Here is a 21,031-nt window from a genome sequence, read left to right on the forward strand (position 1 = left end):
CTTATTTGTTTTTTGGGAAGGATTGTTAGCGTTCTCATTTTTTTATTATAAAAACAAAAAATAAAATTAAAAAAACGAGAGCTAAAATTAGAGGTGAATATTTTGATTCCATATAGTGATATTTCCTGATAAAATTACTTATTTTGTAGTTATTATTTTAACAAAAAAATAGTTTTTTTACAAAAAATATAAATTTGTCATTAAAAAAAGATTGGAATTTAGATTAAAAAATGATAGAATAAAACATGTGAAAACCTAAAAGGAGAGTTTAATATGGATAGTACAGTTAATTCACAGTCAAATACAGTAGCACCAAAGCAAGCAGAGTGCAAAAAGATGCGTTATAGCATCCGTAAGGTTGCCACAGTAGGGGCAACATCAGCGCTCGTTGGTACCTTGGCATTTTTGGGTGCCACTCAGGTAAAAGCTGATCAAGTTACAGAAACAGCACCAGCGGTAGCTACTGCGACAGCAACACCAGAAACAAGCACAGCATCTCTAACGGTAGCCAGTGAAACAGCAACAAGTGTGGCAACTTCAGAAGCAGTTGAATCTTCAGTTGCACATTCAGAGGTTGCAACTACACCAGTTACAGAGACACAACCAAGCAACACAACTCCATCAGTAGTCGAAGAAAAGGCGTCTAGCACAGTAGTGACATCTTCATCAGATGCAACAACACCTTCATCAACAGTTGCTGCGGTTTCTGCTCCAGCTCATACATCAGAGGCTGCAGTAGAAGCACCAACTTCAACAGCAAGCTCAGAAACAGCTGATACACACACTGAAGTAGCCCTTAAACCTACTGAAAACAGCGCTGCTAATGCAAACCTTAGCAAACTTAATGGTCGTATCAAGTCTATTGTTGAAGATAATATGACCTCAGATCAAATCGTTGCCTTGACTGAGGAAGAAATTAAAGCACTTAATAAAGTTGACTTTAGTGATGATGCAATCAAGGGTACAGGTACTAGCTTGACTTACCGTAACTTGAAAGATATCGTTGCTAGCTTCTTGAAGCAAGACAGCAAATTGGCAGTTCCTTACTTTAAAGCAGATACAATCATCAATATGCCTGCTTTCAACACTGTTGATGCCCAAACGATGAAAAAAGAAGAAATCGACGTTTGGGATTCTTGGCCAGTCCAAGATGCTAAGTCAGGTGTAGTTAGCAACTGGAATGGTTACCAGTTGGTTATTTCAATGGCCGGTGCACCAAATAAAAATTCAAACCACATTTACTTGCTCTATAGAAAATATGGGGATAATGACTTTACTCATTGGAAAAATGCGGGTCCAATCTTTGGTTACAATGCCCTTGAAGATGACCAACAATGGTCAGGTTCAGCGACTGTTAACTCTGATGGTAGTATCCAACTTTATTACACTAAGAATGATACTAGTGGTGGTAAATTAAACTGGCAACAATTGGCTAGTGCTACACTTAACTTGGCTGTTGAAAACGACGAAGTTGTTATCAAGTCAGTTGAAAATGACCACATTCTCTTTGGTGGAGATAATTATCACTATCAAAGCTATCCTAAATTTATGAGTACTTTTGATGATGACCATAACCATGATGGTAATCCAGACCGTACGGATAACTACTGTCTTCGTGACCCACACATCATTGAAGATAACGGTAGCCGTTACCTTATTTTTGAATCAAATACAGGTGACGAAAACTACCAAGGCGAAAAACAAATTTACAAATGGTCAAACTATGGAGGAGATGACGCCTTTAACCTTAAGTCATTCCTCAATATTGTTAATAATAAACACCTTTACAACCTTGCATCATGGGCAAATGGTTCTATCGGTATCTTGAAACTTGATGATAATGAGAAAAATCCATCTGTAGCTGAACTTTACACACCGCTTGTCACTAGCCACATGGTTACTGATGAAGTAGAACGTCCAAGTGTTGTTAAGATGGGTGGCAAGTATTACCTCTTCACTGCTTCACGTATCAACAAATCTACGGATGCTGAAGGTACTGTAGCAGCGCGTGAAGCTGTCGGTGATGACGTTGTCATGCTTGGATTCGTATCAGACAGCCTCCGTGGGAAATACCGTCCACTTAACGGCTCAGGTGTGGTCTTGACAGCCTCTGTTCCAGCTGACTGGCGTACATCTACCTATTCTTACTATGCGGTTCCTGTTGAAGGATCATCAGATACTCTTTTGGTAACTTCTTACATGACTAACCGTGGTGGTATTGCTGGTGCTGAGAATAAATCGACATGGGCTCCAAGCTTCCTCATTAAGATGAATGAAGATGATACTACAGAAGTTCTTCCTAAGATGACCAACCAAGGGGACTGGATTTGGGATAAATCTAGTGAAAGCTTGGTACACGTGGCCGATCAAAACAGTGCTAAATTGCCAAATGAGGACTATAACGTAGATTATTATGCAGTGTCAGATTATGGTCTTAAACCACATACTTATCCTACAGTTGATGGTTCACCGGGCGTTTCTGAAGCTCGCGGTGTCTTAACTGTAACTGTTAAAGATGGTGAAGACAAGAAATCAGATAAATCAGAAACACCAGTAAATCCAACAGAAGGTAATCATTCTGTTGATGATAAGTCTAACAAACCAGATACACCTTCTAAACCAGCAGACAATAATCAACCATCAACTAATAAAGAAGATAAACCAGCAACGCCGACGAATCCAGATTCTCCAGTTCGTAATCCGTTCCCTTGTTTCACAGACCGCCCATCTAATGATAATAATTCATCAGATGATCATCATGTAGAGGTTCCTGCGAAACCTTCAACAGAGAGTTCTGTGGGTGACCGTCGTCCAGTAGCTCAAGCTACAGAGATTGCGTCACCAGTACCAGAGGCTATTGTAGCAACTGGACCAACTGTTTCAACGACTCCTGTTAAAGAAGAGTCTGTCACTGAAACAGAAGCTCCAAAACCAGCTAAGTCTGAAGAGGAAGTTCAGTCTCACGGAGTCGCTAAAGCTGATGAAGTAACTAAGTCTGATGAGTCAAGTAAAGACAACAATACTAAAGTTGCTGCCAAACTTGCTACGACTCCTAAGACACCAAGTGATTCAGAAGGTTCAAAGAGCAACATTCTTTCAATCTTGGCGACTATCTTTGCAGCAATTGCAAGTCTAGCTCTTCTTGGCTATGGTTTGGTCACAGGAAAGATTCATTTGCCTAAAAAATAATCCTTTTCAAAAACGTTTGCAGTAAAGCAAGCGTTTTTTTTGCCTTTTTGATATAATGGAGTGAATATAAAGCAAAGGAAGAAACTATTATGGGTAAATTTCAAGTTATTTCACATCCACTGATTCAACATAAACTTTCAATCCTCCGTCGTGAGGATACTTCTACTAAGGACTTCCGTGAGCTAGTTAATGAAATTGCTATGCTCATGGGTTACGAAGTGTCTCGTGACCTTCCTCTCGAAGAGGTTGAAATTCAAACACCAATTACTAAAACTGTACAAAAACAACTTTCTGGTAAGAAATTGGCGATTGTTCCAATTCTTCGTGCGGGTATTGGTATGGTCGATGGTTTCCTTAGCCTTGTACCAGCAGCTAAAGTTGGTCATATTGGTATGTATCGTGACGAGGAAACTCTTGAGCCAGTTGAGTACTTAGTTAAATTACCAGAAGACATTGATCAACGTCAGATCTTTGTAGTAGATCCAATGCTTGCGACTGGTGGTTCAGCAATCTTGGCAGTAGACTCACTTAAAAAACGTGGTGCAGCTAATATCAAGTTTGTTTGCTTGGTTGCAGCACCAGAAGGTGTCAAAAAATTGCAAGATGCTCACCCAGATATCGATATCTACACAGCATCTTTGGATGAGAAACTTAATGAAAACGGTTATATTGTTCCAGGTCTTGGAGATGCAGGTGACCGTCTATTTGGTACAAAATAGGTTGAAAAAGGGAAAATTTCCCTTTTTTTACTAGATTAATAAGTTTCAAGTGAAATTGTTTTAGAGTGATTTAGCACTCTTTTGAAAAGAGTGCTAAGAATGATGTTTTTTATTTGACCTAATTTGACTAAAATCATATAATAGCATCAAGACAATATTAAAAGGAGGATTCATATGATTCCTGTAGTAATTGAACAAACATCACGCGGTGAGCGTTCTTATGATATTTACTCACGTTTGCTCAAGGATCGTATCATCATGTTAACAGGTCCTGTTGAAGATAATATGGCAAACTCAATTATCGCCCAACTCTTGTTCTTGGATGCTCAAGACAACACAAAAGATATCTATCTTTATGTTAATACACCAGGTGGATCAGTTTCGGCAGGTCTTGCCATTGTTGATACAATGAACTTCATCAAGTCTGATGTTCAGACTATCGTTATGGGGATGGCAGCATCTATGGGAACAATTATTGCTTCAAGCGGTACCAAAGGTAAACGTTTCATGTTGCCAAATGCAGAGTACATGATTCACCAACCAATGGGTGGTACTGGTGGTGGTACGCAACAAACAGACATGGCTATCGCAGCTGAACATTTGCTCAAAACGCGTAATAACTTGGAGCAAATCTTGGCGGATAATTCTGGACAGCCAATTGAAAAAGTTCATGTAGACGCTGAACGTGACAATTGGATGAGTGCCCAAGAAACGCTTGAATATGGCTTTATCGATGAAATCATGGCTAATAACCAATTAAAATAGACTGAGCTTGTCTTAAATAAAAGTCAGATGCAAATCGGTTGTATAAGGACCGTTTCATCTGGCTTTTTGTGTTATAATAGAAAACATGTTAATAATCAATAAGGAGTTGCTTGCTATTGATCAAGCTATAGATTGTCTTGTTTCGTATTTTCTAAAGCTACCTGAGGTAGAAAATTACCGTTTGAAACGCCAGAAATTCGAAAATGACAGAGAACTTCAAGAGCAACTCTTTGCATTTCAGGAATTAAAGGATAGCTATGATACTGCTAAGGAGTACGAAGCTTTTAGACCAGATGTGAGAGAGTTGAAACGTCAGGTTTTGCGAATGAAGCGCCAAATTGATTTGAACGAGGTGGTTATTGGCTATCGTCAGGCAGAGTTCGATTTGCAGACTATTTTAGCCAATCTTGGTGAGGAGATTGCCCAAGCTGTTTCAGACCAGATTTTTATCGATTCTGGGCTACCTCTTGCCCCTCACAAACCGCATCATAAAAAGGGAGACACTAACATAAAGGAGAAAATGAGTCATGATTAAGCGTCAAGGCATTATTGTTTATTTATACTACAATAGAGACTTACGTAAAATTACCAAGTTTGGGGATGTTGTCTACCATTCTTATAAGATGCGTTATGTGCACCTTTATGTAGATGAGGACAAGGTCGAGGATATTTTGAAAGAGCTCGATGGAATGAAAGCAGTGAAAAAAGTTCTGCCTTCCTACTATTCTGATATTGATATGGACTTTGTAGGTAGTCTGGAACGCTACGACACCTCAGTTCCTGAACCGTTTAAGAACTTTTCTCTTTAATAGGAGAAAAGTTTTTTTTTATTTTCAAAAAGTTATTCTTAAAGTAATGGAAACGATTACTGTGGCTAAAGCTTAGTTATGTGTAGTTGACAATTGTCTGATAATTCTGTAAGCTATAAGGTGGACTTTTTTAAGAAAATATTAAGGAGAAATCTTATGTCTAAAAAGATCACACTTATTGTGTTAGCCTTTTTTGCTTCCATTTTCTTGGTTGCCTGTGGCAAGTCACCAGATGTGACTGCTAATGCCAATGGGACTAAGATTGGCGATACCATCAAAATTGGTGTTAATATGGAGTTGACAGGTGCCGTTGCAGCCTATGGTAAGGCAGAGCAAAATGGTATTAAGTTGGCTGTTGATGAAATTAACAAAGCTGGTGGCGTCGATGGCAAAAAACTTGAGCTTGTCACAAAAGATAATAAATCTGAAAACGCTGAAGCTTCAACCTCTTCAACGAACTTGGCTATTCAGAGTAATGTAAATGCTATCGTTGGTCCAGCGACATCAGGTGCTGTCGCTGCGGCTAGCCTCGTATCACAAAAAACAGGGGTTCCTTTGTTGACACCTTCTGGTACTCAGGATGACCTTACGGTAGATGCTAACGGAGCTAAGAAATTTGTTTTCCGTACAACCTTTAAAGATAGCTACCAAGGTAAAGTTTTAGCAGCTTATTCTTACAATAATTTGAATGCTAAGAAAGTAGTTCTCTACTATGATAATGCTTCAGATTATGCCAAAGGTATTGCGGATGAATTCAAGCGTGAATATAAAGGTCAAATTGTTACTGAAGCTACCTTTGCTTCAGGGGACAAGGACTATCAGTCAGCCTTGACTAAATTTAAAGACCTTGATTATGATGCTATTGTGATGCCTGGTTACTATACTGAGACTGGTATTATCACTAAACAAGCACGTGACCTTGGAATTGATAAACCAATCCTTGGACCTGACGGATTCAGTGATGCGAAATTTACTGAGCTTGCAGGTAAAAAGAATGCTTCAAACGTCTACTATGTATCAGGATATTCAACAAATGTTGCCCTTTCTGACAAGGCATCAGGATTCATCGAAGCATATAAGAAAGCCTACAACACTGACCCAAATATGTTTGCTGCTCTAGCTTACGATTCTGTTTATATGATTGCAGAAGCATCAAAAGATGCGAAAACATCAGTTGATATTGCTGATAACTTAGCACATTTGAAAAACTTTGTCGGGGTTACTGGTAAAATGACGATTGATAAGGATCATAACCCTATTAAAGCAGCTCTTATGGTTAAAAGAGATAATGGTGAAGAAGTTTCAGCGGAAGCCGTTGAAATTGAAAAATAATCTGTTATCTATACTAAAAATGAACTAGAAAGTTTGGTTAAATATGTTTTTTGAACAACTTCCCCAACAACTAGTCAATGGTATCATCTTGGGTAGTATCTATGCCCTACTTGCCCTTGGATATACCATGGTTTATGGGATTATCAAATTGATTAACTTTGCCCACGGAGACATCTATATGATGGGTGCCTTCGTTGGTTACTATGCGATTAATAGCCTTGGAATGAATTTCTGGGTTGCCCTTGTCTTTGCTATGCTTGTCTGTGCGATTTTAGGGGTTGTCATTGAGTTCTTGGCTTATCGCCCACTCCGTAATTCGACACGTATTTCTGCCTTGATTACGGCTATCGGTGTCTCATTCTTCCTTGAGTACATCATGGTTCTCTTTGTAGGTGCAGATACACGTTCATTCCCTCAAAAGATTGCGATTAAGACTTATCATCTTGGATCAATTTCTGTAACAAATGTGCAATTGCTTATCTTGGTAGTTGCCCTTGTCCTTATGGTTGCTCTTCAATTGATTGTTAAAAAGACTAAGATGGGTAAAGCTATGCGTGCCGTATCTGTAGACAGTGATGCAGCTGAATTGATGGGTATTAATGTTAATAACACTATCAGCTTCACTTTTGCTCTTGGATCATCACTAGCAGGAGCAGCGGGTGTCCTTATTGGTCTTTACTATAACTCTATCGAACCTCTTATGGGTATGACACCAGGTATTAAAGCCTTTGTTGCTGCCGTTCTTGGTGGTATCGGTATTATCCCTGGTGCAGCACTTGGTGGATTTGTTATCGGTATTTTGGAGACATTATCAACTGCAATTGGTTTGTCAAGTTACCGTGATGCCATCGTTTATGGTGTCTTGATTGTTATCCTTTTGGTTCGTCCAGCGGGTATCCTCGGTAAAAATGTGAAAGAGAAGGTGTAAGACATGAAGAAAAATCTAAAAGTAAACCTTATTTGGTTTGGTCTTATCATTGGGCTCTTCCTTATCTTGAAAGGTCTTGAACTTTCAGGTATCATGAACCTTTACTACATCCAAATCTTAATGGGGATTGGAATCTCAATTCTTATGGGACTTGGTACTAACCTGGTTCTTGGTTTCTCAGGGCAATTTACACTTGGACAAGCTGGTTTCATGGCAATTGGTGCCTATTCATCAGCTATCATCACTGGTATGATGCCAACATATGACGGTTTCTACCTCTCAATGGTTGTCGGTGTCATCATCGCAGCTATTGTTGCCCTTATCTTTGGTCTCCCTACCCTTCGTTTGAAAGGTGACTACCTTGCCATTGCAACTCTTGGTATGGCTGAAATCATCCGTATCATTATCGTTAATGGTGGTGAATTGACCAATGGTGCCGCTGGTTTGACAGGTATCCTTCCTTATACTAGTTGGCCTGTAATTTATTTCTTTGTGGTAATCATTACAATTTTGGTGCTTAATTTCTTACGTTCAGCAACTGGGCGTCAAGCAATCACTCTTCGTGAAGATGAAATTGCTGCTGAGTCAATGGGTGTTAATGTTACAAAAATGAAGGTTCTTATCTTTGTTATCGGTGCCATGATTTCAGCGATTGCTGGCTCACTTTATGTCAGCTACATCGGTACAGTCGTGCCAAAAGACTTCACCATCATGAAATCAATTGATTACCTTATCATTGCCGTTCTTGGTGGTCTTGGATCTATCACAGGTACTATCATTGCCGCTGTAGTTCTTGGTATTATCAACATGTTCCTACAAAATGTTTCAAACCTTCGTATGATTATTTACGCCTTGGCTTTGATTCTTGTAATGCTCTTCCGTCCAGGTGGACTTCTTGGAACAAAAGAACTCTATCTCTCAAAATTCTTCAATAAATCTAAGGAGGGCAAATAAAAATGGCACTTCTTGAAGTTAAAAATCTAACTAAAAACTTCGGTGGTTTGACTGCTGTTGGTGATGTTTCAATGGAACTCAATGAAGGTGAGTTGGTTGGGCTTATCGGACCAAACGGTGCTGGTAAAACAACCTTGTTCAACCTTTTGACAGGTGTCTATGAGCCAAGTGAAGGAACGGTTACACTTGACGGTACAGTCCTAAATGGTAAAGCGCCTTATAAAATCGCTTCACTCGGTTTGTCACGTACTTTCCAAAATATCCGTCTTTTCAAAGACATGACTGTGCTTGAAAATGTTCTTGTTGGTTTGTCAAATAAGCAACCTTCAAATTTCTTTGCATCTCTTTTGCGTTTGCCTAAGTACTATTCAAGTGAGGAAGAGTTAAAAGCAAAAGCTATGAAACTCTTGGCTATCTTCAACTTGGATGGAGAGGCAGATACACTTGCGAAAAACTTAGCTTACGGACAACAACGTCATTTGGAAATTGTTCGTGCACTTGCAACAGAACCAAAAATTCTTTTCCTTGATGAACCAGCTGCGGGTATGAACCCACAAGAAACAGCTGAATTGACTGCTCATATTCGTCAAATTCAAAAAGACTTCGGTATTACAATCATCTTGATTGAACATGATATGAGTTTGGTCATGGATGTTACTGAGCGTATCTATGTTTTGGAATACGGACGCTTGATTGCAGAAGGAACACCTGATGAAATTAAGAATAACAAACGCGTTATTGAAGCTTACTTGGGAGGTGAAGCATAATGGCTATGTTGAAAGTTGAAAATCTCTCAATTAAATATGGATCTATTGAAGCTGTTAAAAACGTCAGCTTTGAAGTTAATGAAGGTGAAGTTGTAACTCTAATCGGTGCTAACGGTGCAGGTAAGACATCAATTCTTCGTACAATCTCAGGTCTTGTTCGTCCAACTGAGGGAACCATTTCTTATCTCGGAAATGATATCCATAAAACACCTGCACGTAAGATTGTTGCTGAAGGTTTAGCTCAAGTACCTGAGGGACGTCATGTATTTGCAGGATTAACCGTAATGGAAAATCTTGAAATGGGAGCTTTCCTTCATACAAATAAAGAAGAGAACGCAGCTCTCTTGAAAAAAGTCTTCCAACGTTTCCCGCGCCTAGAAGAACGTAAGAATCAAGATGCAGCGACACTTTCTGGTGGTGAACAACAAATGCTTGCAATGGGCCGTGCCCTTATGAGTCGTCCAAAACTTTTGCTTTTGGATGAGCCTTCAATGGGACTTGCTCCAATCTTTATTCAGGAAATTTTTGATATTATCGAAGATATTAAGGCACAAGGGACTACCGTTCTTTTGATCGAGCAAAATGCCAATAAGGCTTTGTCAATTGCAGACCGTGGTTACGTTCTTGAAACTGGTAAAGTGGTTCTTTCAGGTACTGGTGAAGAACTTCTTGCATCAGATGAAGTTCGTAAAGCCTATCTTGGAGGATAAGAAAAAGCGCCCAAGGGCGTTTTTCTATCGTCTCATACTGATTGTAAAATACTAATTTTTCAGTAAAATATTGCAATCGGTTACAATTTGTGTGGTATAATACAAGTAAGAAATCATTCGGAGGAAAATGAAACATGGCAGTAAAAGATTTTATGACGAAACGTGTGGTTTATATCTCACCAGAAACAACAGTTGCAGCAGCTGCAGATATTATGCGTGATAAAGGGTTGCGTCGTTTGCCGGTAATTGAACACGATAAACTTGTTGGGCTTATTACAGAAGGTACAATGGCGGAGGCTTCACCATCAAAAGCAACAAGCTTGTCAATTTATGAAATGAACTATCTCCTTAATAAGACAAAGGTAGGAGATATCATGATTAAGAATGTCCTCACTGTTTCCAAGTATGCTAGCCTTGAGGATGCAATCTATATCATGCTTCAAAATAAGGTTGGAGTTCTTCCAGTTGTGGACAATGACCAAATTTCAGGAATTATCACAGATAAAGATGTCTTTCGTGCTTTCTTAGAAATTTCTGGTTATGGTCAAGCGGGAATTCGTATTGGGTTGGAAGTTCCAGATACTCCACGTGTTTTGGAAAAAATTGCGAACCTTATCGCTAGTGAGAATCTCAACATCGAACGTACAATTGTTGCACCTAAAAATGAAACTGTACTTCGTGTCGAACTCCAAGTTGAAGGAGAGATTGGAATTGATCAACTCAAGAAGGTTTTTGTAGAAGCAGGATTTACAGTTACTGAAATTGCAGAAACAGAAGCAAAAGAGTTAGACTAATAAAAAGGATGAAACAAACTAAATTCTTAAGACTTTAGTTATCTTAAAAAATAGAAAGTTTGTAGGAACAGTTCAGTGGAAATGAGATTATAACCCTTGCTATTTCTAGTAATTAATGAACTACAGGCTTGAACTTTATACAATAAAAAAGAGGCTAGAACATTATGTTCCAGCTTCTTTTTTATTAGTCTTGAAAATCGTAAAGTGTTGTAGAGAGGTAACGCTCACCATTGTCAGGCAAGAGTGTCAAGACTTTTTTGCCTTCGCCAAGCTCAGCGGCAACCTTAAGGGCGGCAGCAATAGCAGCACCTGATGAGATACCAGCTAGGAAACCTTCTTGGCTACCCAATGTACGTGATGTTGCGATAGCTTCATCAGAAGGAATACGCACAACACTGTCATATGATTTTGTATCCAATGTGTCAGGAATGAAACCAGTTGAGATACCTTGAATTTTGTGTGGTCCTGGTTTATCACCATTCAAGACGGCAGATTCGTCAGCTTCAATACCATAAACCTTGATATTTGGATTAGCAGCCTTAAGGGTTTTTGAAACACCTGAAATAGTACCACCAGTACCGATACCAGCAACAAAGGCATCCAAACCTTCTGCACCAAAATCTTCAAGAATTTCTTGACCAGTTGTAGCCGCGTGGACAGCTGGGTTTGATGGGTTGGCGAATTGAAGTGGTACCCAACCGTTGCGTTCAGCAGCAACTTCTTTAGCCTTAGCAATCGCACCCTTCATTCCTTCGCTACCAGGAGTCAATACAAGTTCAGCTCCATAAGCTTGGATGATTTTACGACGTTCAACACTCATTGTGTCAGGCATTACGATAACAACTTTATAGCCCTTAGCAGCCCCAACCCAAGCGAGACCGATACCAGTGTTACCTGAAGTTGGTTCAACAATGGTATCACCAGGTTTAATCGTACCAGCTTTTTCAGCATCTTCAATCATACGAAGAGCAATACGGTCTTTTACTGAAGAACCAGGGTTAAAGGCTTCAAGTTTAACGTAAACATCTGCTGATCCTTCTGGAACAATAGAGTTAAGTTTAATAACAGGTGTTTTTCCAACAAGTTCAGTGATTGAGTTGTAAATTGTCATATTTAAAATCCTCTTAATCTTTGATTGATGGTTTTAAGTATACGACGGTAGGCTCAACTTGTAAAATACATCTTCTTTATCACTGTGATAACGTTTGACTATCAGATAGGAATTTCAACGATTTTCTTTCCAGATTTTTCATAATTAACTTTCCCCTGATAGAATTCGGTTAGTTCCTGACCGAGTCTTTTAATCTCAGACTCTTCGACAAATAAAGTAGTAGAGACATCTGATAAGAAACTTGTATCAAATTCTTGGAGTCCTTCTTTTTCAAGGAAGTTGGAGAAAACTTGGTACTGAGAGTAGGTTAACTCTACGGTTAGTCCTGTTAATTCCTTGACTTCGACTCGACCAATTTCTTCAATAGCATGGGCAACGCTACCAGAGTAAGCGCGGATAAGACCACCTGCCCCAAGTTTGATTCCTCCAAAATAACGAGTCACAACAGCTACGACATTAGTAAGTCCTTGTTTTTCGAGAACAGTAAGCATAGGCACACCAGCTGTTCCAGAAGGTTCGCCATCATCACTCGAACGCTTAATTTGACCATCATCACCAACAATCATTGCAGAGCAAGAATGATTAGCCTTGTGATGTTCTTTCTTAATCTGAGCGATGTACTCTCTTCCTTCTTCTTCACTACTAATACGTTTCAAGTGACAAATAAAACGAGATTTTTTGATTTCTTCTTCAACGATTCCATCGTTGGCAATAGTTTTGTAATCCATAAAAAAATTTTATCATAAAAAGATGAATTCAAACATATTTTCGAATAGAAAGATATGGTACCTAAAGAATATTATGGACGGCTATTTACGAAAGAACAGTTGCCAGTGGACTATCACTCAGAGGCTTTTACATTAGAAAGCATGATAAAGGTCGATAAAAAACTTAGATGTAAAAGATGTTACAGTCAGATAGAGGAAGATTGGCAATTACCGGAAGGTCAGTATTATTGCAGAGCGTGTATTGTCTTTGGCAGAAACCAAGAAGGAAAAGAACTTTATTATTTTCCTTCAAAAACATCAGAAATTGAGTTTCCTGTTTTGAAGTGGTTGGGAGAACTGACTCCCTATCAAGCTGAGGTCTCAGAGAAGCTTTTAGAAACATATCAAAAACAGAAAGACAGCCTCGTACATGCTGTGACTGGTGCTGGGAAGACCGAGATGATTTATAAAATCGTTGCCTATGTTCTTGAAAGTAAAGGTAATGTAGCTATCGCAAGTCCTCGGGTTGATGTTTGTCGAGAGTTATTTCTTCGTATGCAGAGGGATTTTACTTGTAGTATTTCTCTGCTTCATGCTGAGAGTGAACCATATGATGGTAGTCCGCTTGTAATAGCTACCACCCATCAACTACTAAAGTTTTACCAGAACTTTGACCTAGTTATCGTTGATGAGGTTGATGCATTCCCTTTTGTAGGAAATGTCATGTTAAATCATGCTGTGGAGCAGGCAAAGAAGGAAACCGGTCGCTATATTTATTTAACAGCGACTTCTACATTATCTTTAGAGGAGCAAGTGCGACTTGGATCTTTAGAAAAGCATCACCTTGCTAGACGTTTCCATGGAAATCCTTTAGTACTTCCTAAATTCTGCTGGCAGGGAAGACTACAAAAATCTCTAATGAGAGGCAAGCTTCCAAGACCTCTTGTTTATCAGATTAAAAAGCAACGTAAATCAAAGTTTCCTCTATTAATCTTTTTTCCAAATATAGCGATAGGTGAAAAGTTCACTAGCATTCTACAAAACTATCTTCCAGATGAAAAAATGGCCTTTGTTTCCTCAAAAAGTGAGGAGCGTTCAGCTACCGTAGAGAACTTCCGAGAAAAAGAGTTATCCATTTTAGTGACAACAACTATCCTCGAACGTGGTGTGACCTTTCCACAAGTAGATGTTTTTGTTTGCATGGCAAATCATCACTTATACACTAGTTCGAGTCTTATTCAGATAGGAGGTCGAGTTGGAAGATCTCCAGATAGACCGACAGGGAAGCTTTATTTCTTTCATGAAGGACTATCCAAATCTATGCTTCGTTGTCGAGAAGAAATAAAAGTTATGAATAAAAAAGGAGGATTTAACAATGAAGTGTCTACTATGTAATGACTGGATTGAATCAGTGCCAAAATTAAGAGACCTGATTACGTTTAACCAGAGAGAAGAGTACTCCTGCGTATCTTGTAAAAATCAGTTTAAAAAACTTTCAAAAGAAAGATGTCAAAATTGTAATAAGGAGTTACATAGAGATACCTGTATTGATTGTAAACTTTGGATGAAAAAAGGCTATATTCCTAAGCACCTTGCCATTTATCGCTATGAAGAAAACATGAAAGATTATTTTAGCCGCTATAAATTTATGGGAGACTATTGTCTTAGAAAAACATTTCAAAAAGACATAAAAAATAATTTAAAACCATTTTTTAAAAAAGGTTATACCATAGTGCCGGTCCCATTGTCGGAAGAACGCTTGGTAGAAAGAGGATTCAACCAAGTTGAGGGATTAATAGAGGGAATTCCCTATCAGGATATCTTTGAGAAAAGAGATATTGAGAAGCAATCATCGAAAACACGCAAGGAGCGTTTAAGTCAAGATAATGCCTTCTGTCTCAAGAAAGGTATAGATGTACCAGATAAGATTATTATAGTAGATGATATCTATACAACAGGATCTACTTTATATCATATGGTTCAACTATTAGAAGCTATAGGTATTAAAGAAGTTTTGACCTTTTCACTAGCTAGATAATAAAAATCCTTGCAAATTTTCATGAAAAGGATATAATATAGATAAAGAAAACGCTAACAAGCGAGAAAGAGGTCTTTTATGATTAAATATAGTATCCGTGGCGAAAACATCGAAGTAACTGAAGCACTTCGTGACTATGTTGAAAGTAAACTTAGCAAAGTTGAAAAATACTTCAACGAAGACCAAGAATTGAACGCACGTGTAAATCTTAAGGTTTATCGCGAAAAGACAGCTAAAGTAGAGGTTACTATTCCAACAGGTTCTGTAACACTAAGAGCAGAAGATGTTTCGCAAGATATGTATGGTTCTATTGACCTGGTGGTTGATAAGATTGAAAGACAAATCCGTAAAAACAAAACAAAAATTGCACGTAAGCATCGCGAAAAAGTTCCAACAGGAGAAGTATTCTCAGCTGATTTTAATAACGAACAAGTTGAAGAAGCACCAGCTGTTGAAGTTGTAAGAACTAAAAACATTGAGTTGAAACCAATGGATGTTGAAGAAGCTATCCTTCAAATGGAATTGTTGGGGCATGACTTCTTTATCTATACTGATAGTGAAGATCATACAACTAATGTTCTCTATAAACGAGAAGACGGAAACTACGGTTTGATTGAAGCTAAATAAAAAAGAAGGGAAGTAGGTTGAGAGACATGCTTCCTTTATTTTTTACTAAAACCCTATTGACAAGTATTGATTTGGGTGATAAGATATAAAAGTTGTCTTAACTGACTTGCCACAAACTTGAAAAGGTTCCAAAACTTTAAAAAAGTTATTGACAAGACAGGTCAGAGATGATATTATAAATAAGCTGTTTCGGGAGAGACAGCGGACACGAGAAGTAAAAAAAACTTCAAAAAAGTGTTGACAAGGTATTCTAGATTTGCTAGAATATAGAAGTTGTCTTAAGAGAGACAAAGACCTTTGAGAACTGAATAAGAAACCAAGTGCAGGGTTATGATAGAAGAATTATAACCTGTCAATTTACAAGAATAAATCGTCAGACGACGGTAATGAGTTAACGCTCGAACAATTATTAAAGTTTTTAATGAGAGTTTGATCCTGGCTCAGGACGAACGCTGGCGGCGTGCCTAATACATGCAAGTAGAACGCTGAAGAGAGGAGCTTGCTCTTCTTGGATGAGTTGCGAACGGGTGAGTAACGCGTAGGTAACCTGCCTTGTAGCGGGGGATAACTATTGGAAACGATAGCTAATACCGCATAACAATGGATGACACATGTCATTTATTTGAAAGGGGCAATTGCTCCACTACAAGATGGACCTGCGTTGTATTAGCTAGTAGGTGAGGTAACGGCTCACCTAGGCGACGATACATAGCCGACCTGAGAGGGTGATCGGCCACACTGGGACTGAGACACGGCCCAGACTCCTACGGGAGGCAGCAGTAGGGAATCTTCGGCAATGGGGGCAACCCTGACCGAGCAACGCCGCGTGAGTGAAGAAGGTTTTCGGATCGTAAAGCTCTGTTGTAAGTCAAGAACGAGTGTGAGAGTGGAAAGTTCACACTGTGACGGTAGCTTACCAGAAAGGGACGGCTAACTACGTGCCAGCAGCCGCGGTAATACGTAGGTCCCGAGCGTTGTCCGGATTTATTGGGCGTAAAGCGAGCGCAGGCGGTTTGATAAGTCTGAAGTTAAAGGCTGTGGCTCAACCATAGTTCGCTTTGGAAACTGTCAAACTTGAGTGCAGAAGGGGAGAGTGGAATTCCATGTGTAGCGGTGAAATGCGTAGATATATGGAGGAACACCGGTGGCGAAAGCGGCTCTCTGGTCTGTAACTGACGCTGAGGCTCGAAAGCGTGGGGAGCGAACAGGATTAGATACCCTGGTAGTCCACGCCGTAAACGATGAGTGCTAGGTGTTGGATCCTTTCCGGGATTCAGTGCCGCAGCTAACGCATTAAGCACTCCGCCTGGGGAGTACGACCGCAAGGTTGAAACTCAAAGGAATTGACGGGGGCCCGCACAAGCGGTGGAGCATGTGGTTTAATTCGAAGCAACGCGAAGAACCTTACCAGGTCTTGACATCCCGATGCTATTTCTAGAGATAGAAAGTTACTTCGGTACATCGGTGACAGGTGGTGCATGGTTGTCGTCAGCTCGTGTCGTGAGATGTTGGGTTAAGTCCCGCAACGAGCGCAACCCCTATTGTTAGTTGCCATCATTCAGTTGGGCACTCTAGCGAGACTGCCGGTAATAAACCGGAGGAAGGTGGGGATGACGTCAAATCATCATGCCCCTTATGACCTGGGCTACACACGTGCTACAATGGTTGGTACAACGAGTTGCGAGTCGGTGACGGCAAGCTAATCTCTTAAAGCCAATCTCAGTTCGGATTGTAGGCTGCAACTCGCCTACATGAAGTCGGAATCGCTAGTAATCGCGGATCAGCACGCCGCGGTGAATACGTTCCCGGGCCTTGTACACACCGCCCGTCACACCACGAGAGTTTGTAACACCCGAAGTCGGTGAGGTAACCTTTTGGAGCCAGCCGCCTAAGGTGGGATAGATGATTGGGGTGAAGTCGTAACAAGGTAGCCGTATCGGAAGGTGCGGCTGGATCACCTCCTTTCTAAGGAAAAACGGAATGTACTTGAGTTTCTTATTTAGTTTTGAGAGGTCTTGTGGGGCCTTAGCTCAGCTGGGAGAGCGCCTGCTTTGCACGCAGGAGGTCAGCGGTTCGATCCCGCTAGGCTCCATTGAATCGAAAGATTCAAGTATTGTCCATTGAAAATTGAATATCTATATCAAATTCCATATGTAATTAAATACATATAGATAGTAACAAGAAAATAAACCGAAACGCTGTGAATATTTAATGAGTTAGGTCGAAAGACCAAAATAAGGTTAAGTTAATAAGGGCGCACGGTGGATGCCTTGGCACTAGAAGCCGATGAAGGACGTGACTAACGACGAAATGCTTTGGGGAGCTGTAAGTGAGCAATGATCCAGAGATGTCCGAATGGGGGAACCCGGCAGGTAATGCCTGTCACTCATTACTGTTAAGGTAATGTAGAGGAAGACGCAGTGAACTGAAACATCTAAGTAGCTGCAGGAAGAGAAAGCAAAAGCGATTGCCTTAGTAGCGGCGAGCGAAACGGCAAGAGGGCAAACCGAAGAGTTTACTCTTCGGGGTTGTAGGACTGCAACGTGGACTTAAAGATTATAGAAGAACTACCTGGGAAGGTAGGCCAAAGAGAGTAATAGCCTCGTATTCGAAATAGTCTTTATACCTAGCAGTATCCTGAGTACGGCGAGACACGAGAAATCTCGTCGGAATCTGGGAGGACCATCTCCCAACCCTAAATACTCTCTAGTGACCGATAGTGAACCAGTACCGTGAGGGAAAGGTGAAAAGCACCCCGGGAGGGGAGTGAAATAGAACCTGAAACCGTGTGCCTACAACAAGTTCGAGCCCGTTAATGGGTGAGAGCGTGCCTTTTGTAGAATGAACCGGCGAGTTACGATATGATGCGAGGTTAAGTTGAAGAGACGGAGCCGTAGGGAAACCGAGTCTTAATAGGGCGCATTAGTATCATGTCGTAGACCCGAAACCATGTGACCTACCCATGAGCAGGTTGAAGGTGAGGTAAAACTCACTGGAGGACCGAACCAGGGCACGTTGAAAAGTGCTTGGATGACTTGTGGGTAGCGGAGAAATTCCAAACGAACTTGGAGATAGCTGGTTCTCTCCGAAATAGCTTTAGGGCTAGCGTCGATGTTAAGTCTCTTGGAGGTAGAGCACTGTTTGGGTGAGGGGTCCATCCCGGATTACCAATCTCAGATAAACTCCGAATGCCAACGAGATATAATCGGCAGTCAGACTGCGAGTGCTAAGATCCGTAGTCGAAAGGGAAACAGCCCAGACCACCAGCTAAGGTCCCAAAATATATGTTAAGTGGAAAAGGATGTGGGGTTGCACAGACAACTAGGATGTTAGCTTAGAAGCAGCTATTCATTCAAAGAGTGCGTAATAGCTCACTAGTCGAGTGACCCTGCGCCGAAAATGTACCGGGGCTAAAACATATTACCGAAGCTGTGGATACCTTTATAGGTATGGTAGGAGAGCGTTCTATGTGCGAAGAAGGTGTACCGTGAGGAGTGCTGGAGCGCATAGAAGTGAGAATGCCGGTATGAGTAGCGAAAGACAGGTGAGAATCCTGTCCACCGTAAGACTAAGGTTTCCAGGGGAAGGCTCGTCCGCCCTGGGTTAGTCGGGACCTAAGGAGAGACCGAAAGGTGTATCCGATGGACAACAGGTTGATATTCCTGTACTAGAGTATATAGTGATGGAGGGACGCAGTAGGCTAACTAAACCAGACGATTGGAAGTGTCTGGCCAAGCAGTGAGGTGTGATATGAGTCAAATGCTTATATCTATAACATTGAGCTGTGATGGGGAGCGAAGTTTAGTAGCGAAGTTAGTGATGTCACACTGCCGAGAAAAGCTTCTAGCGTTAATTATACTCTACCCGTACCGCAAACCGACACAGGTAGTCGAGGCGAGTAGCCTCAGGTGAGCGAGAGAACTCTCGTTAAGGAACTCGGCAAAATGGCCCCGTAACTTCGGGAGAAGGGGCGCTGACTTATGGTCAGCCGCAGTGAATAGGCCCAAGCAACTGTTTATCAAAAACACAGCTCTCTGCTAAATCGTAAGATGATGTATAGGGGGTGACGCCTGCCCGGTGCTGGAAGGTTAAGAGGAGTGCTTAGCAATAGCGAAGGTATGAATTGAAGCCCCAGTAAACGGCGGCCGTAACTATAACGGTCCTAAGGTAGCGAAATTCCTTGTCGGGTAAGTTCCGACCCGCACGAAAGGCGTAATGATTTGGGCACTGTCTCAACGAGAGACTCGGTGAAATTTTAGTACCTGTGAAGATGCAGGTTACCCGCGACAGGACGGAAAGACCCCATGGAGCTTTACTGCAGTTTGATATTGAGTATCTGTACCACATGTACAGGATAGGTAGGAGCCTATGACCTCGGGACGCCAGTTTCGAGTGAGGCGTTGTTGGGATACTACCCTTGTGTTATGGCTACTCTAACCCAGATAGGTTATCCCTATCGGAGACAGTGTCTGACGGGCAGTTTGACTGGGGCGGTCGCCTCCTAAAAGGTAACGGAGGCGCCCAAAGGTTCCCTCAGAATGGTTGGAAATCATTCGCAGAGTGTAAAGGTATAAGGGAGCTTGACTGCGAGAGCTACAACTCGAGCAGGGACGAAAGTCGGGCTTAGTGATCCGGTGGTTCCGCATGGAAGGGCCATCGCTCAACGGATAAAAGCTACCCTGGGGATAACAGGCTTATCTCCCCCAAGAGTTCACATCGACGGGGAGGTTTGGCACCTCGATGTCGGCTCGTCGCATCCTGGGGCTGTAGTCGGTCCCAAGGGTTGGGCTGTTCGCCCATTAAAGCGGCACGCGAGCTGGGTTCAGAACGTCGTGAGACAGTTCGGTCCCTATCCGTCGCGGGCGTAGGAAATTTGAGAGGATCTGCTCCTAGTACGAGAGGACCAGAGTGGACTTACCGCTGGTGTACCAGTTGTTCTGCCAAGAGCATCGCTGGGTAGCTATGTAGGGAAGGGATAAACGCTGAAAGCATCTAAGTGTGAAGCCCACCTCAAGATGAGATTTCCCATGATTTTATATCAGTAAGAGCCCTGAGAGATGATCAGGTTGATAGGTTAGAAGTGGAAGTGTGGTGACACATGTAGCGGACTAATACTAATAGCTCGAGGACTTATCCAAAGAAAGTAACTGAGACATATTGACAACGATTTGGTTTCTTGATACAGTATAGATATTCAATTTTGAGTTGAGAATACTCAGAGTTAAGTGACGATAGCCTAGGAGATACACCTGTTCCCATGCCGAACACAGAAGTTAAGCCCTAGTACGCCTGATGTAGTTGGGGGTTGCCCCCTGTTAGATACGGTAGTCGCTTAGCGCATAGGGAGTTTAGCTCAGCTGGGAGAGCATCTGCCTTACAAGCAGAGGGTCAGCGGTTCGATCCCGTTAACTCCCATAGGTCCCGTGGTGTAGCGGTTATCACGTCGCCCTGTCACGGCGAAGATCGCGGGTTCGATTCCCGTCGGGACCGTCAAGTAGAAATATTTGAGACTCGTTAGCTCAGTTGGTAGAGCAATTGACTTTTAATCAATGGGTCACTGGTTCGAGCCCAGTACGGGTCA

General features: G+C 41.3%; 16 protein-coding genes, 4 tRNA genes and 3 rRNA genes. 21 read left to right on the forward strand and 2 right to left on the reverse strand.

Features of this window, described 5'->3' with window-relative positions; translation table 11 throughout:
* The first annotated feature begins 273 nt into the window (after window positions 1-273).
* From SSAL8618_RS01935 to SSAL8618_RS01985, 11 genes are all read left to right on the forward strand, one after another.
* Window positions 274-3,189, forward strand: coding sequence for a glycoside hydrolase family 68 protein (locus SSAL8618_RS01935; RefSeq protein ID WP_038675329.1), 2,916 nt, complete (start codon window positions 274-276; stop codon window positions 3,187-3,189).
* An 89-nt stretch (window positions 3,190-3,278) separates the two neighbouring features.
* Window positions 3,279-3,908: a uracil phosphoribosyltransferase gene (upp, locus tag SSAL8618_RS01940; RefSeq protein ID WP_002883819.1), complete on the forward strand. Its 630-nt coding sequence runs from the start codon at window positions 3,279-3,281 to the stop codon at window positions 3,906-3,908.
* Between the two features lie 174 nt (window positions 3,909-4,082).
* The gene (locus SSAL8618_RS01945; protein ID WP_002883818.1) at window positions 4,083-4,673 is read left to right on the forward strand and encodes an ATP-dependent Clp protease proteolytic subunit; all 591 of its coding nucleotides are present in this window, start codon (window positions 4,083-4,085) and stop codon (window positions 4,671-4,673) included.
* An 85-nt stretch (window positions 4,674-4,758) separates the two neighbouring features.
* The gene (locus SSAL8618_RS01950; RefSeq protein WP_014633922.1) at window positions 4,759-5,208 is read left to right on the forward strand and encodes a YlbF/YmcA family competence regulator; all 450 of its coding nucleotides are present in this window, start codon (window positions 4,759-4,761) and stop codon (window positions 5,206-5,208) included.
* Window positions 5,201-5,482, forward strand: a complete 282-nt coding sequence (locus SSAL8618_RS01955) for a DUF2129 domain-containing protein (RefSeq protein WP_014633923.1) — start codon at window positions 5,201-5,203, stop codon at window positions 5,480-5,482. The genes SSAL8618_RS01950 and SSAL8618_RS01955 overlap by 8 nt, the downstream gene beginning before the upstream one ends.
* A 156-nt stretch (window positions 5,483-5,638) precedes the next feature.
* The gene (locus tag SSAL8618_RS01960) at window positions 5,639-6,814 is read left to right on the forward strand and encodes an ABC transporter substrate-binding protein (protein ID WP_038675331.1); all 1,176 of its coding nucleotides are present in this window, start codon (window positions 5,639-5,641) and stop codon (window positions 6,812-6,814) included.
* Window positions 6,815-6,857: 43 nt separating this feature from the next.
* The gene (locus tag SSAL8618_RS01965; RefSeq protein WP_002883743.1) at window positions 6,858-7,742 is read left to right on the forward strand and encodes a branched-chain amino acid ABC transporter permease; all 885 of its coding nucleotides are present in this window, start codon (window positions 6,858-6,860) and stop codon (window positions 7,740-7,742) included.
* A 3-nt stretch (window positions 7,743-7,745) separates the two neighbouring features.
* Window positions 7,746-8,696, forward strand: coding sequence for a branched-chain amino acid ABC transporter permease (locus tag SSAL8618_RS01970; protein ID WP_002883720.1), 951 nt, complete (start codon window positions 7,746-7,748; stop codon window positions 8,694-8,696).
* Between the two features lie 2 nt (window positions 8,697-8,698).
* A complete protein-coding gene (locus SSAL8618_RS01975; protein ID WP_002883723.1) occupies window positions 8,699-9,463 on the forward strand; it encodes an ABC transporter ATP-binding protein in 765 nt (254 codons plus the stop codon).
* Window positions 9,463-10,173 (forward strand): ABC transporter ATP-binding protein, encoded by a 711-nt coding sequence (locus SSAL8618_RS01980; protein ID WP_002883761.1) that lies wholly within the window; start codon window positions 9,463-9,465, stop codon window positions 10,171-10,173. Before SSAL8618_RS01975 ends, SSAL8618_RS01980 begins: the two co-directional genes overlap by 1 nt.
* A gap of 134 nt (window positions 10,174-10,307) precedes the next feature.
* Window positions 10,308-10,967: a CBS and ACT domain-containing protein gene (locus SSAL8618_RS01985; protein WP_038675333.1), complete on the forward strand. Its 660-nt coding sequence runs from the start codon at window positions 10,308-10,310 to the stop codon at window positions 10,965-10,967.
* Window positions 10,968-11,151: 184 nt separating this feature from the next.
* Here the strand turns inward: SSAL8618_RS01985 and cysK are convergent, their stop codons facing one another.
* Both cysK and SSAL8618_RS01995 read right to left on the reverse strand, forming a co-directional pair.
* Window positions 11,152-12,078, reverse strand: a complete 927-nt coding sequence (gene cysK, locus SSAL8618_RS01990; protein ID WP_002883742.1) for a cysteine synthase A — start codon at window positions 12,076-12,078, stop codon at window positions 11,152-11,154.
* Between the two features lie 101 nt (window positions 12,079-12,179).
* Window positions 12,180-12,806: a YigZ family protein gene (locus SSAL8618_RS01995; protein WP_038675335.1), complete on the reverse strand. Its 627-nt coding sequence runs from the start codon at window positions 12,804-12,806 to the stop codon at window positions 12,180-12,182.
* A 54-nt stretch (window positions 12,807-12,860) separates the two neighbouring features.
* Between SSAL8618_RS01995 and SSAL8618_RS02000 the strand changes: the two genes are divergently transcribed.
* The 10 genes from SSAL8618_RS02000 to SSAL8618_RS02045 all read left to right on the forward strand — a co-directional run bounded on the left by SSAL8618_RS02000 (window position 12,861) and on the right by SSAL8618_RS02045 (window position 21,031).
* The gene (locus SSAL8618_RS02000; RefSeq protein ID WP_038675337.1) at window positions 12,861-14,180 is read left to right on the forward strand and encodes an ATP-dependent helicase ComFA; all 1,320 of its coding nucleotides are present in this window, start codon (window positions 12,861-12,863) and stop codon (window positions 14,178-14,180) included.
* On the forward strand, window positions 14,161-14,823 hold the full coding sequence (locus SSAL8618_RS02005; RefSeq protein WP_038675340.1) for a ComF family protein: 663 nt from the start codon (window positions 14,161-14,163) through the stop codon (window positions 14,821-14,823). The genes SSAL8618_RS02000 and SSAL8618_RS02005 overlap by 20 nt, the downstream gene beginning before the upstream one ends.
* Window positions 14,824-14,901: 78 nt before the next feature.
* Window positions 14,902-15,450, forward strand: a complete 549-nt coding sequence (hpf, locus tag SSAL8618_RS02010) for a ribosome hibernation-promoting factor, HPF/YfiA family (RefSeq protein WP_002883786.1) — start codon at window positions 14,902-14,904, stop codon at window positions 15,448-15,450.
* 417 nt (window positions 15,451-15,867) lie between these two features.
* A 16S ribosomal RNA gene (locus tag SSAL8618_RS02015) occupies window positions 15,868-17,415 on the forward strand.
* Between the two features lie 54 nt (window positions 17,416-17,469).
* A tRNA-Ala gene (locus SSAL8618_RS02020) sits at window positions 17,470-17,542 on the forward strand.
* 146 nt (window positions 17,543-17,688) lie between these two features.
* Window positions 17,689-20,588: ribosomal RNA gene (locus SSAL8618_RS02025) — 23S ribosomal RNA — on the forward strand.
* Window positions 20,589-20,671: 83 nt separating this feature from the next.
* A 5S ribosomal RNA gene (rrf, locus tag SSAL8618_RS02030) occupies window positions 20,672-20,787 on the forward strand.
* The 16S, 23S and 5S rRNA genes sit together here with 4 tRNA genes alongside, the layout of an rRNA operon.
* Window positions 20,788-20,792: 5 nt before the next feature.
* Window positions 20,793-20,865 (forward strand) — tRNA-Val (locus SSAL8618_RS02035).
* A gap of 2 nt (window positions 20,866-20,867) precedes the next feature.
* Window positions 20,868-20,940, forward strand: a tRNA-Asp gene (locus SSAL8618_RS02040).
* 18 nt (window positions 20,941-20,958) lie between these two features.
* Window positions 20,959-21,031 (forward strand) — tRNA-Lys (locus tag SSAL8618_RS02045).

Source organism: Streptococcus salivarius (assembly GCF_000785515.1).
Taxonomy (GTDB): domain Bacteria; phylum Bacillota; class Bacilli; order Lactobacillales; family Streptococcaceae; genus Streptococcus; species Streptococcus salivarius.